Raw genomic sequence first — 13,659 nt, forward strand, 5'->3', positions numbered from 1 at the left:
CCATGTCAGTGCCAAGCCGCCCACCGGCCACCGTGCTTGACAACCCGCTGCACGCCCTGCTCGACCGGGAGGTGCTCGCGAACCCCTACCCGTTGTTCGAGCGGTGGCGAGAGCAAGGTCCGATGTGGACGTCGGACGGTTCCCTGCTGCTGAGCGACCACGACAACTGTCTGGCGGTGCTCAAGAGCCACACGACCATGGGCAGTGACACGTTCAACGCGCCGGGGATGCGGGAACTCTTCGGCAACCGCGGCGACGAGCCGGTGCTCAACTCGATCTTCTTCATGGACGATCCCGGACACGGGCGGCAGCGGAACCTGGTCAGCAAGGCATTCACGCCACGGATCACCGCGCGCTTCGAGCCGTGGATTCGCGAGATCGTGGACGAACTGCTCCGCGACTGCCTGGCCGACGGCGAGTTCGACGGCGTGCAGGACCTGGCCGCGGTGCTCTCGCTGCGGGTCATCGCGACTCTCCTGGGCATCCCGGGCGAGGACATCCCGATGCTGCGGGAGTGGTCCAGCGACATGGCGCTGTCCACGGAGCTGCCCACGCTGGTGGCCAGCTTCCACTCCACCGCGATGTTCGACCGCGAGGAACTCGTCCGCATCATCCGCACCACCACCGAACTGCACGGCTACTTCGCGAACCTCATCCACAAGCGCCGCCGCAACCCCGGCGAGGACCTCATCTCCAGCCTGCTCTCCACGCAGGAGGACGGGCGCGGGCTGAGCCGACGTGAGGTGACGAACATCGTGGTGACCGTGTTCACCGCGGCCCACGAGTCCACCACGAACCTGATCACCAACGGCCTGCTCGCGATGTCGCGCCACCCGGAGCAGTTCCAACTGCTCCGGCAGGACCCGGCGATCGTCGGCGACGTGGTCAGCGAGGCGCTGCGCTACGACTGCCCGATCATGCTGACCGGCCGTGTCGCGCTGCGGTCCGACCGGATCAACGGCCTCGACATCCCCGAGGGCTCGGTGGTCACCCTGGCCCTCGCGTCCGGCAACCGGGACGAGCGGGTGCACCCGAGGGCGGGTCAGTTCCTCGCGGACCGGAAGCCGGCCGTGATGAACCTCGCCTTCGGCGCCGGCGCGCACTACTGCCTCGGCAGCAGCCTGGCCCGGCTGGAGGCAGAGATCGTGTTCGGTGAGCTGGCTCGCCGGCTGCGCGGCTTCCACGTGCACGAGGACTCACTGAGCTATCGCAGGCACGTGGTCGTCCGCGGCCTCGACACCGAACGGATCACCTTCCAACTCTGACCCGGCATCCGTCGCAGGGAGTCGTTCATGTCCGATGAAGTCAGCACGCTCCGGCAATATCTGAAAAGGGTTACCACCGATCTGTTACGCACCCGGGAGGAGTTGCGTGACGCGACCGAGCGGTCCACCGAGCCGATCGCGGTGATCGGCATGTCGTGCCGGCTGCCCGGCGACGTGGCCTCGCCTGCCCAGCTGTGGGACCTGGTGGCCGCGGGCACGGACGCTATTTCGGCTTTCCCCGGGGACCGGCACTGGCCGATCGAGGAGCTCTACGACGCCGATCCGGAGTCCCAGCAGGCGCGGCGGTCCTACGTGCGCGAGGGCGGCTTCCTCAGCGGGGCGGGCGATTTCGACCCCGCGTTCTTCGGGATTTCCCCGCGCGAGGCGCTGGTGATGGACCCGCAGCAGCGGTTGGTGCTGGAGCTGGCCTGGGAGGCATTGGAGTCCGCGGGCATCCTGCCGGACTCGCTGGTGGGCGAGCGGGCCGGGGTTTTCGTCGGCGCGTCCAGCAACGACTACGAGATGCTCTGGCAAGGCACCGACCAGTTCTCCCAGTACGGCATCACCGGCAACACCATGAGCGTGATCTCGGGCCGGATCAGCTACGCCTTGGGCTTCCACGGCCCGGCCCTCACCGTGGACACCGCCTGCTCGTCCTCCCTGGTCGCCACCCACCTCGCGGTGCGGGCCCTGCGCGCCGGCGAGTGCCCGATCGCGCTGGCGGGCGGTGTGACGGTGCTGAGCACTCCGGAGACGTTCGTCGAGTTCTGCGGCCAGGGCGTCACCTCCCGGGACGCTCGGATCAAGGCGTTCGCGGCCGGGGCGAACGGCTCGATCTGGGCCGAGGGGGCGGGTCTCCTGGTACTGGAGCGGCTGTCCGACGCGCGGCGGCACGGCCATCAGGTGCTAGCGGTGCTGCGCGGCTCGGCGGTCAACTCCGACGGCACCAGCAACGGGCTCTCCGCACCCAACGGCACCGCCCAGCAGGAGGTGATCCGTACCGCGCTCGCCGACGCCGGACTGTCCACCCAGGACGTCGACGTGGTCGAGGCGCACGGCACCGGCACCCCGCTCGGCGACCCGGTGGAGGGCACCGCGCTGGTAGCGACCTATGGCCGGAACCGGCCGCCCGGCCAGCCGCTGCTGCTGGGCTCGCTGAAGTCCAACATCGGCCATACGCAGGCCGCGGCCGGCGTGGCCGGCATCATCAAGATGATCATGGCGATGCGGCACGGTCTCGCGCCGAAGACGCTGCACGTGGACAGCCCCACCCCGAAGGTGGACTGGGGAGTGGACGGGGTCAGCGTGCTCGCCGATGCGATGCCCTGGCCGGAGACCGGTCGAGCGCGCCGCGCCGCCGTCTCCTCCTTCGGGATCAGCGGCACCAACGCCCATGTCGTGCTGGAACAGCACGTCGAGCCGGAGGCGCCGGAGCCCGGCGTGCCGTCCGACGGTCTGGTGTGGACGGTGTCGGGCCGGACCGAGGACGCGCTGCGCGCCCAGGCGACCCGGCTGCTGGCCTTCGCCGAGTCCGCCGACGCTCCCTCCGCCGAGGGGCTGGCGCACGCATTGGCCACCCGCCGCACCCACTTCCGCCACCGGCTGGCAGTGCCCGGCCGGGACCGAGCCGAACTCACCTCCGCGCTGCGCGGCCACCTCGACACCGGCCTGGTCCCCGACGTGGCGGTGGGCGCTGCGGCCGGCGGCGGGATGTGCATGCTGTTCACCGGCCAGGGCGCGCAACGGCCCGGCATGGGGCGGCAGCTCGCCGCCTCCTTTCCGGCGTTCGCCGAGGCGTTCGACGAGGCGTGCGAGCTGTTCGACCGGGAGCTGGCGAGTCCGCTGCGGACCGTGCTCGAGGGCGAACCGGACCTGCTCGACCGCACCGACTACGCCCAGGCCGCCCTGTTCGCGGTGGAGGTCGCGCTGTTCCGGCTGATGCACTCCTGGGGTGTGCGCCCGGACCTGCTGCTGGGACATTCGATCGGGGAGATCAGCGCGGCGCACGTAGCCGGGGTGTGGTCGCTGCCAGACGCGGTCCGGCTGGTGGCCGCCAGAGGCCGCCTGATGGCCGCGCTGCCCAAGGGCGGCGCGATGCTGTCCGTGCAGGGCACCGAGCAGGACTTGGCCCCCTGGCTGGCGGGGCGCGCGCAGCGGGTGTCCGTCGCGGCGGTGAACGCCTCGGACACGGTGGTCGTCTCCGGTGCGGACGAAGACATCACGGAACTGGCGGCCGACTGGGCGGGCCGGGGACGGCGGACCCGGCGGCTGCGGGTCAGCCACGCGTTCCACTCGCCGCTGATGGAGCCGATGCTGGCAGAGTTCGGCACGGTTCTGGCCGGGTTGACGGCGCACGATCCGGAAATCCCGGTGATCTCCAACCTCACCGGCGAGATGGCCACGGCGGAGCAGTTGCGCTCGCCGGCGTACTGGACCGCGCACGTCCGGCAGGCGGTGCGGTTCCACGACGGGCTGCGCACCGCACGCGAGGCCGGTGCACGCGTCCTGCTCGAACTGGGACCGGGCGCGGTGCTTTCCGCGCTGGCCGGGCGGGATGCCGGGCCGGACGAGGCGATGGTGCCCACCCTGCGCGGGGCCGATCGTGACGAGACCAAGGACGTGCTGTTCGCCCTCGGCGCGCTGCACACGCAAGGCGTGGAGGTGGACTGGCCCGCCGTGCTGCCCGCCGCGCCCGCCAGGACGGCGGACCTTCCCGCCTACGCGTTCCAGCACGAGAGGTACTGGCTGGTGCCAGACGGGAACGGGCTGAACCTGCGTTCCAGCGGGCTGCTCCCGGTGGGCCACCCGCTGCTGGGCGCCATGCTGTCCGCGGCTGAGAGCGACGGCGTGCTGCTCACCGGCAGGCTGTCCTTACAGTCGCACTCCTGGCTGGGGGGCCACCGGGTGCGCGGCATCCCCCTGCTGGCCGGCACCGGCTTCGTGGAACTGGCGCTGGCCGCGGGCGAGCACGTCGGCTGCGACCTGCTCGAACAGCTGACCGTCGAGTCACCGCTGGTCCTGCCGGAGCACGGCGGGGTATCGGTGCAGGTGGTGGTGGGCAACACCGAGGAGACCGGCCGCCGCCCGGTGCGGGTGTACTCCCGGCCGGAGGGCGTGGGCCAGGCCGAGCCGGGCCCATGGCGGTCACACGCCTTCGGCTACCTGGGTATCCGCACCGCGACGCCGGACACGACCCTCGCGCACTGGCCGCCGCGGGATGCGCGGGAGATCCCGGTCGCGGACGTCTATGACGAGGAGGTGGAGGGCAGGCACTTCCGCTACGAGGGCGCGTTCCGAGGTCTGCGGACCCTGTGGCAACGCGACCACCCCGACGGGAGCTCGGAGATGTTCGCCGAGGTCGCCCTGCCCGCCGAAGCGGCGGGGGATGCGAAGCGCTACAGCCTGCATCCGGCGCTGCTGGACGCGGCACTGCACGCGGTCGGTCTCGGCCCGCAGTTGGACGGGATCGACGAGGGCAGCGGCTCGATGCCGTTCTCGTGGTCGGGGCTGTCGCTGTTTCGGGCCGGAGCCTCGATGGTGCGGGTGCACGCCACCGGCGGGAACGGTGACGTGGCGATCACGCTGGCGGACGAGACCGGTGCCACCGTGGCCACGGTGGACTCCCTGGTGTTCCGGCCGCTGCCCGCCGATGAGTCCTACCTGCTGGGACCGGCCGAGGACGGCGCGGAACTGCTTGCCCAGGACTGGGTGCCCGTGCGCCGGCCCTCCGCAGTGGAGGATTCCGGTGGGTGGCACGACCCTGGGATCGATGGGCTCGACCTCGCGTCGCTGGCGGACGCGGAGGACCCGGTGCCGCCGGTGGTGGTGCTACGCCCGGCCCGTCCAGCCGGGGACGACGTCACCGCACGGGTCCGCGCCGCGCTCACCGAGCTGACCGGGTATCTGCGTGTGTGGCTCACCGACCAGCGGTTCGCCGGTTCGCTGCTGGTGGTCTGCACCGAGGGCGCGCTCGGCGTGGGTGCGGGCGACGAACCCGACCTGGCACTCTCCGCGGCCTACGGGCTCGCTCGCTCGGCACAGAACGAGTACCCGGGTCGCCTCCTGCTGGTCGACGTCGACGAGCCGACCGACACCGCGTTGCGCGACGCGGTCGCCGTCGCGTCCGCGGCCCGTGAGCCCCAGGTGGCGCTGCGCGCGGGCGAGTTGCTGGTGCCCCGGCTGCACCGCGACGACGGTCCGGCGGAGAGCGACGGCGGCTCGACCGCCCGCACGCCCGATCCCGACGGCACCGTGCTGATCACCGGTGGACTCGGGTCGCTGGGCCGCACGCTGGCCCGGCATCTGGCAAGCCGGGGCGCCCGCAGGCTGCTGCTCCTCTCGCGCCGCGGCGCGGAGAGCCCCGGCGCCGCGGAACTGGTCGCCGAACTCGGCGAGCTCGGCGCGCACGCCGAGCTGGCGCGCGGCGACGTCGCCCGGCGGGACGACGTGGCCCGGGTGCTGGCCGAGGTGCCCGCGGCACACCCGCTCACCGCCGTGGTCCATGCGGCCGGTGTGCTGGACGACGGCTTGGTGGAGTCGCTGACCGATGGGCAAGTGGAGAACGTGCTGGCGCCGAAGGTCGACGGAGCCTGGCACCTGCATGAGTTGACCCGGGAACTCGATCTCGTCGGGTTCACGTGTTTCTCCTCCGCCGCCGGCGTGTTCGGCACCGCGGGCCAGGGGGCTTACGCCGCGGCGAACGCCTTCCTGGACGCGCTCATGAACCAGCGGGCCGCCGCCGGGCTCCCGGCCCGCTCGCTGGGCTGGGGCCTGTGGGCGCCGGAGGGCGGAACCGGCACGACCGACGGGATGGGCGGCGGGCTGGCCGCCGCGGACCGGGCCCGCATGGACCGCACCGGGATCCGCGCGCTGACCGTCGCGCAGGGCCTGGCCCTCTGGGACACCGCGACCGGCTCGGACAGGGCCCACCTGGTGCCCATCGGGCTGGATCTGGTCACCGTGGCCGGTCTGGGAGAGGAGGGCATTCCGCCGTTGCTGCGCGATCTGGTCCGCCCGGTCCGCCGCCGGAGCTCCGCGCGGTCCGCCGCGCCCGCCGAGTCCCCGGCGGACCTGGCCCGCAGGCTGGGCGGGCTGAGCCCCACCGAACGGGACCGGCAGCTCCTCAACCTGGTGCTTGGGCACATCGCGGCCGTGCTCGGCTACCGGTCCACGGACGAGGTGCCCGCTGACGGTCCGTTCGGAGACCTCGGATTCGACTCACTGAGTTCGGTCGAGCTGCGCAACCGGCTCAACACCGCCACGGGTCTGAACCTGCCCGCCACATTGGTGTTCGACCACCCCGCTCCGGCCCTCCTCGCGGCGCACCTCGGTACGGAGGTCGCGCCGGATGCCGCCGGCGCGGAGGAACTGGCGGACGGCCCTGCCGAGCGCGGCCCGGATCAGCTCTCCGGACTCGCGCAGGCGGTCGAGGAGGCGCTGGCCGGCGAGAACGCGCAGCGCGACGCGCTGCGCGGACAACTGCGGGCGGCGCTGCGCACGCTGGACGGCGAGCCGGGGCTCGGGGTGGACGAGCTGAGCTCGGCCTCCGTGGACCAGCTCTACGCCTTCGTGGACCGGGAACTCGGCGATGCGTGAACCAGCAGCCGGGGCCGCCCGGCCGACCGGAGAGGAATCGAAAGCTGTGGGCGAGGATCCGAAGCTCGTCAAGTACTTCCAGCGGGTCACCGCGGAACTCCAGCGCACCCGGGAGCGGTTGCGGGAGCTGGAGAACCCCGTCGACGACCCGGTGGCCGTGGTCGGCATGGGCTGCCGGTTCGGCGGTGGGGTCGGCTCGCCGGAGGAGCTGTGGGAACTGCTCGCCGCGGAGCGGGACGTGATCACCGGGTTCCCGGCCGGCCGCGGCTGGACCGAAGACCAGATCTACCACCCGGAACCGGGCACGCCGGGCCGCTCCTACGTCCGGCACGGTGCCTTCCTCGACGACGCGGCCGACTTCGATTCCGAGTTCTTCGGCATTTCGCCGCGCGAGGCGCTCAGCATGGACCCGCAGCAGCGGATCGCGCTGGAGGTCACCTGGCAGGCGCTGGAGTCCGCCGGTATCGATCCGGCCGGGCTACGCGGCAGCCGCACCGGCGTGTTCCTCGGACTGTCCAACGCGGACTACGCCACGGCGGTCCGCGAGATGCCCGAGGACATGCTGGGCCAGCTCTCCATCGGCAACGCGGGCAGCGTGACCTCCGGTCGGCTGGCCTATGTGTTCGGCCTGCAGGGGCCCGTGCTCACGGTGGACACCGCCTGTTCCTCGTCCCTGGTCGGGATCCACCTGGCCGTGCAGTCGCTGCGCGCGGGCGAGTGCACCCTGGCGCTCGCGGGCGGGGTGACCATCCTGTCCAGCCCGCTGCTGTTCATCGACTATGCCCGGCATCGCGCCTTGGCGCCGGACGGGCGGTGCAAGCCCTTCTCCTCGGCCGCCGACGGCACCGCGTGGGGCGAGGGTGCCGGGATGCTGGTGCTGGAGAAGCTTTCCGACGCACGTCGCAACCACCACCCGGTGCTCGCGCTGCTGCGCGGATCGGCGATCAACTCCGATGGCACCTCCTCCGGGCTGACCGCCCCGAACGGAACCGCGCAGCAGCAGGTGATCGCCGACGCGCTCGCTTCGGCCGGCCTGTCGCCCACGGACGTCGACGCGGTGGAGGCGCACGGCGCGGGTACCGCGCTCGGCGACCCGATCGAGGCGCAGGCGCTGTTGGCCGGGTATGGCCGCCACCGCGGCGACCGGCCGCCGCTGCTGGTCGGCGCGGTGAAGTCGAACCTCGCCCACACCCAGGCCGCAGCCGGAGTCGCCGGCGTGGTGAAGATGGTGCTGGCCATGCGGCACAGCACGCTGCCCAGGACCCTGCACATCGGCACGGTGACCCCCCGGGTCGACTGGGCGCAGGGCGGGGTCGAACTGCTCACCAGCGCGGTCCCGTGGCCGCGCGACGGGCGTCCCCGGCGGGCGGGCGTGTCCGCGTTCGGAGTCGGCGGTACCAATGCGCACGTGATCCTGGAGGACCCAGGGCCCGACCCGGACACCGAGCCCGGCGACCGGGCCGTCCCGCCACTGCTGGCCTGGACCCTGTCGGGCAGGACCGAACAGGCGCTGTCCGCGCAGGCGGCCGCGCTGCACGAGTACCTCGACCGGACGCGCCCGGATCTGCTGGACCTGTCGTGGTCGCTGGCCACCACCCGGGCGCACCTGCCGCACCGCGCGGTGGTGTTCGGCTCCCGCCCGGCCGACCTCGCCGCGGGCCTGACCGCGCTGAGCACGGGCCGGAACGACACCGGGAGCGCCACGGCGGTGGTCTCCGGCACCGCCGTGCGGAACGGCACCACCGCGTTCGTGTACCCACATGAGTGCACCCCGGCCGTGGTGCGCGCGTTGGCCACGCAGTACGCCCAGGCCGAGCCGTTCGCCGAGCACCTCTCCGAATGTGCGGCCACGCTGGCCGGGCTGGTCGGCTGGTCTTTGACGGACGTGCTTCGCGGCGACCCGGACGTGCCACCACTGGACCGGCCGGACGTGTTGGCCCCGGCCACGCTGGCCGTGCTGACCGGCGTGACACGAATGTGGTGCGCGTCCGGGGTGCGCCCGGCGGCGTTGGCGGGACACGGATCCGGCCGGCTGGCCGCGTCCTGGGCGGTCGGATGGCTGTCCCTGTCCTCGGCGCTGCGGATCGCGGCCGGGTGTCCCGCCGGCGTCGAACCAGACGTCGTGGATGTCCCGCCCCCCGCGCCCGGTGCGCCGGTGCTGTGCGGGGACACCGGCCGTTGGCTGCGGGACGGTCCGGCCGAGGACGACTACCGCATGGTGCCGGCTGCAGCATCCGACTCGGTCGCCCGCGAGCTGCGGGCCGACGGTCATCGACTGCTGCTCGTGTTCGGTGGGGACACTGCGGGCATGGCCGCCGCGCTGCCCGACGGTGCCGCCGTGCTGGCTGTGCCGGAGGAGACGGAGAGCGCGGTGACCGGTTCAGCGGCGATCGTGCGCGCGCTGGGCCGCGCGTACGTGATGGGCGCGGCGGTGGACTGGCGTGTCGTCCTGGCCGGCGCCGGTGCACGGCGTATCCCGTTGCCCGGCTACGCTTTCCAGCGCAGCCGGTACTGGATCGAGCGCGAGTGGACCATGCCGGTGCTGATCTCCGACGACCCGGGGACGCACGAGGCCGATCGCCGCTCGCCCGCGGCTTTGCTGTGGGCACTGCCAGAGCAGGAGCGCAACGGCCACGTCGAGACGCTGGTTCGTGAGTGCCTGGACCGGGCGATGGGCTACGGACCGGAGGACAAGGTCGACGCCGAGGCCACGTTCCGCGATCTCGGGATGGACTCGCTGGGCGCGGAGGATCTGCGCAATCGCCTCACCATCGGTGCCGGTGTGGAGATCGAACTCGCCGACGTGCTGAACTATCCCACGGTGGTCGATCTCACCGAGCGCGTGCTGGAAAAGCTGGCCGCCCGCGCCGAGGAGGGCACGCTCGACGAGATCGTGGGGACCGCCCGGTCCGGGAACGAGGTCCCGGAAGCCGGCACCGGGCCGGTGGACCCGGCGCCCGAGAACGCCGACGAAAGCGACGGCAGCCTGGCCTCGTTCTACATCCGGGCGATCCGCACCGGCCGGATCAACGTCGCCCTCCGCCTGGCCCGCGCGGCCTCCGAGACCCGCGACACGTTCGATCAGGACGATCCGCGCGATCTCGCCGAACTGCGCCAGGTGGGGGCGGGCGCGGGTGGCCCCACGATCGTCGGCCTCACCCCGCCGATCTTCCCCAACCTGGATCTGCCCTACTCCTACCTGCACACCGGGCTGGACCCCGCGTCCGACGTGTGGTCGCTGTGGTCGCCCGGATTCGCGGGTGAGGCTCCGCTGCCCGCCGACCGTGCCGCCCTGATGCGGATGCTGGCGAAACCGCTGCGCCGTGAGCTGGCCGGCACCCCGTTGATCATCGCGGGCTACTCCTCGGGCGGCTGGCTGGCGCACGACCTGGCCGCGCACCTGGAGCAGACCGGCGTCCCCGTCACCGCGCTGCTGTTGCTGGACTCGTACCTGCCGGAGGAGGAGATGGATCAGACCGAGACCCGCAGCGAGTTCATGCGTGAGCAGATCCGACGACGTGACCTCATGGGCATGTCGCTCGACCGTCCGGACCGGACAGTGACCACCAGCGGCCAGATCGCGGCGATGGGCGGCTACAGCAGGATCTTCAGCGGATGGCGGCCCGGCCCGCTGGAGGCGCCGATCCTGCACCTGCTCGCCAGCGAGGTCGTCGCGGGTATGCCCACCAGCTCGGAGGACCACCCGTTCCCGGCCGAACTGGCGCACCGCGTGCGCAGGCTGCCCGGCGATCACTTCACCATCCTGTCCCAGCACGCCGACCTGATCTCAGCGAACCTGCACGACTGGCTGACGGAGGTGCAGCCCGCATGACGACCTTTCCCGATCTTCCCGACGCCGCAGAGGCACTGGAGCACTTCCCCTTCGACGACGGCCGCGGCATCGAGGTCAACGAGCGGTTCCGGGAGCTGCGGCAGCGCAAAGGGCTGCTCCGGGTGCGGCTCGCCTACGGTGAACCCACCTGGCTGGTCACCCGCTACGCGGACGTCCGGCTGGTGCTGGGCGATGCGCGGTTCAGCCGCGCGATGTCGGTCGGCCGGGACTTCCCGCGCCAGGAAGAGGCGACGGACGTGGCCGCGCTGATGACCCTGGATGCCCCCGAACACACCCGGCTGCGCAAGCTGTTGCTCAAAGCCCTCAGCAGATCCCGTATGGAAGCGCAGCGCCCGACGGTGCACGCGGCGGCGGACGATGCGCTGTCGTCGGCGATGAACGCCGGGCCGGGCATGGACATCGTGGTGGACTACGCGCGGCAGATAGGCGTGCTGTCCTTCTGCGACCTGCTCGGCGTGCCGGCCTCGGACCGGGAGGCGGTCGAGTCGACCTGCGCGGCGCTGCTCCCCGGCAGCGGCGTCGGCCCCGAGGACAGGATGCGGCGGTTCGGTGCCCTGCGCACCTGCACCGAGCAGCTCATCGCCGAGCGTCGGGCCCGCCCCCGCGACGACCTGATGTCAGCGATGATCCAGGCCCGGGACGAGGAGGACCGGCTCACCGACACCGAGCTGATCGACCTGGTCTTCACCCTGCTGCTGGCCGGGTTCGAGACGATCATCACCCAGATTCCGAACTGCGTCTACGTTCTCACGCGGGGCGACCGTGCGCTCTGGAACCGCCTGCGTGCGAATCCGGCCGAGCTGCCGGCGGCGGCCGAGGAGCTGCTGCGCAACAACGCCTCCGCCGGTGCCGGCATGTTCGTCCGCTATGCGCGGGAGGATGTCAACGTCGGCGGCACGCTGGTGCGCGCGGGCGAAGCCCTGACCGTCATCAACGAGTCGGCCAACCACGACCCGGCCCGATTCGAGGACCCCGACGCGATCGACTTCACCCGGCCACCCGGTGGACACCTCACCTTCGGTCATGGCGCGCACCACTGCGCCGGCGCCCAGCTCGGGCGCATAGACCTCCAGGAGGGACTGCGGGTGCTGCTCACCAGAACCCCGGAGCTGACCGTCCGCGACATCACGTGGAGGGAACGGCCGCACATCCGGGGGGCGGTGGCGATGCGCGTGACCTGGCAGGGCGGCCCGGAATGACCGCCACTACCCACCGGGGGCCTGCCGGCTTCCGGTGGGTAGTGGCAGGTCGGCTGGATCCGGCGCGGCTGAGACTTTGACGCTCGGAGGGGGGCTTGTTGGTGTGTTGGGTGGTCGCTGGCCTGGTGTGTTGTTGGTTTGTTGAGAGGCTTGGTGGAGTGGCTTCGGGAGGGTGATCAGGGGCATGGGCTGGGATTATTGGTGGTGTGTTGAGGAGGGTTGGGCTTGTTGTAGGTGTCGGTAGGGCGTAAGTCGCAGATGGCAGTGATGGCTGCTTGGCGGATGAGTCTGGTGAGGCTTCCGATGCGGCCGGCGGTGCGCTGGTGGAGGGAGGGAGCGTGCCGGGGCCCCCCACCCCACCCCCGCCCAGCAACCGTCCCGGACCCTGGCGAACGGCACGGGCGGCGCGAAGCTGCATCCGTGGGCGGATCTCCAGCCGGCCGGCAGCCGCGCCGCCGACGACCCGCTGGCTTCGACAAGACGATCTACAAGCGCAGGAACGAAGTTGAGCGAACGATCAACGCCCTCAAGAACTTCCGGGCCGTGGCCACCCGTTTCGATAAGCGGGCGCACGTGTTTCACGGGACCGTGACCCTCGCTGCGATCCGGCTGTGGCTCCGCTCCTGACCCGCCGGGGCCATGCGCTCCGTTGGCCTGCCGAGAGCTACGTGGATCACTGGCGATGTACCCAAGGGGGCGGCGCCCCGGCCTCGACTGACAACAGAGCAGGGATGGAGGAGTCCCTCATCGTTGCGGAGTCTCAGCAGGCTGTCGCAAACAGTGATCGAGCTGAGGCTGCCTGCCGACTGACCGACCAGCCTCATGGCAAGGCGCCGACCGGTGAGGCCGACGCCCGAGAACCAAGAGCCGGAGCCCAGGCGTCTCCCGATGGCTTCGCCTCAGCGGCCGGTCGCAAGATTGGCACCGCCGGTGCAGTCCAGCACGACGCCGGTGACGAAGCCGTTCCCGGCGAGCATCCGGATGGCGCTCGCAACGTCTTCCGCTCGGCCGACGCGGCCGGTCGGCGTCGTGGCGGCCAGGCCGTCGAAGAGCTCCTTGCGCTGTTCAGCCGGAACCCGGTTCCACCACGGGGTGTCGATGACGCCCGGTGAGACCGCGTTGACCCGCAGCGGGGCCAGCTCGACGGCCAGTGGCGGCACCATCGCCTCCAGCGCACCGTTGATCGCGGCGAGTCCCGCTGTGCCGGGGAACGCCGCACGTGCCGATGCCGCGCCGACCAGGGTCACCGAACCCTCCCGGCGCATCCGGGGCAGGGCGGCCTGCAGGATGCGTATGTACGGCCAGAACTTGCCGTCGAATCCGGCCGCGAGGTCCGCCAAGTCCAGTTGAGCGAAAGGGCCACTACCCGCAGAGCTGCTGAGCGCCAGCACCAGATGGTCGACCGGCCCCGACTCGGCGAAGAAACCGTCGATGTCCGTCTGGTCGGCGCCGTCCATCCGGTATGCCGTCGTCTTGCCGCCGATGCGCTCGACTGCCTGGTCGAGTCGTTCCCGGCTGCGCCCGGTGACGATCACCTCCGCACCGTCCGCGGCGAACCGCGCTGCTGTCTCCTCGCCGATGCCGGAGCTGCCGCCCATGACGACGACGCGCTGTCCGGTCAGTTCCCCCGAGCCGTTCTGAAGCATGGCCTGCCCTCATCTGTCGATTTTGACGAGACTGTCGGTCTCGACAAATCTTTGTCGAGACCGCTGGTCTCGTCAAGGGTTTAGAATCAAGACGAGGGCTA

5 protein-coding genes and 2 pseudogenes are annotated in these 13,659 nt (G+C 71.7%); 5 read left to right on the forward strand and 2 right to left on the reverse strand.

Going from position 1 to position 13,659, the window contains the following annotated elements; genetic code table 11:
• Positions 1–2 precede the first annotated feature (2 nt).
• The 4 genes from ACZ4S3_RS37340 to ACZ4S3_RS37355 are packed head-to-tail and all read left to right on the forward strand — an operon-like array spanning position 3 to position 11,912.
• A complete protein-coding gene (locus tag ACZ4S3_RS37340) occupies positions 3–1,265 on the forward strand; it encodes a cytochrome P450 (RefSeq protein WP_467942918.1) in 1,263 nt (420 codons plus the stop codon).
• Positions 1,266–1,292: 27 nt separating this feature from the next.
• Positions 1,293–6,860 (forward strand): type I polyketide synthase, encoded by a 5,568-nt coding sequence (locus ACZ4S3_RS37345; RefSeq protein ID WP_467942919.1) that lies wholly within the window; start codon positions 1,293–1,295, stop codon positions 6,858–6,860.
• Positions 6,853–10,692 (forward strand): type I polyketide synthase, encoded by a 3,840-nt coding sequence (locus ACZ4S3_RS37350; protein WP_467942921.1) that lies wholly within the window; start codon positions 6,853–6,855, stop codon positions 10,690–10,692. The genes ACZ4S3_RS37345 and ACZ4S3_RS37350 overlap by 8 nt, the downstream gene beginning before the upstream one ends.
• A complete protein-coding gene (locus ACZ4S3_RS37355; RefSeq protein WP_467942923.1) occupies positions 10,689–11,912 on the forward strand; it encodes a cytochrome P450 in 1,224 nt (407 codons plus the stop codon). Before ACZ4S3_RS37350 ends, ACZ4S3_RS37355 begins: the two co-directional genes overlap by 4 nt.
• Before the next feature lie 251 nt (positions 11,913–12,163).
• On the opposite strand, the pseudogene ACZ4S3_RS37360 reads toward ACZ4S3_RS37355, so the two are convergent.
• Positions 12,164–12,259, reverse strand: a pseudogene (locus ACZ4S3_RS37360) (ATP/GTP-binding protein); the annotation flags it as partial.
• Positions 12,260–12,284: 25 nt separating this feature from the next.
• Here ACZ4S3_RS37360 and ACZ4S3_RS37365 point away from each other — a divergent pair.
• Positions 12,285–12,539: pseudogene (locus ACZ4S3_RS37365) on the forward strand (transposase); the annotation flags it as partial.
• 272 nt (positions 12,540–12,811) lie between these two features.
• On the opposite strand, the gene ACZ4S3_RS37370 reads toward ACZ4S3_RS37365, so the two are convergent.
• Positions 12,812–13,558 carry an SDR family oxidoreductase gene (locus ACZ4S3_RS37370; RefSeq protein ID WP_467942925.1) on the reverse strand — a complete coding sequence of 249 codons (747 nt, stop codon included), beginning with the start codon at positions 13,556–13,558 and terminating at the stop codon, positions 12,812–12,814.
• Between the last annotated feature and the right edge of the window lie 101 nt (positions 13,559–13,659).

It is taken from the genome of Streptomyces sp. NPDC028368 (assembly GCF_055565615.1).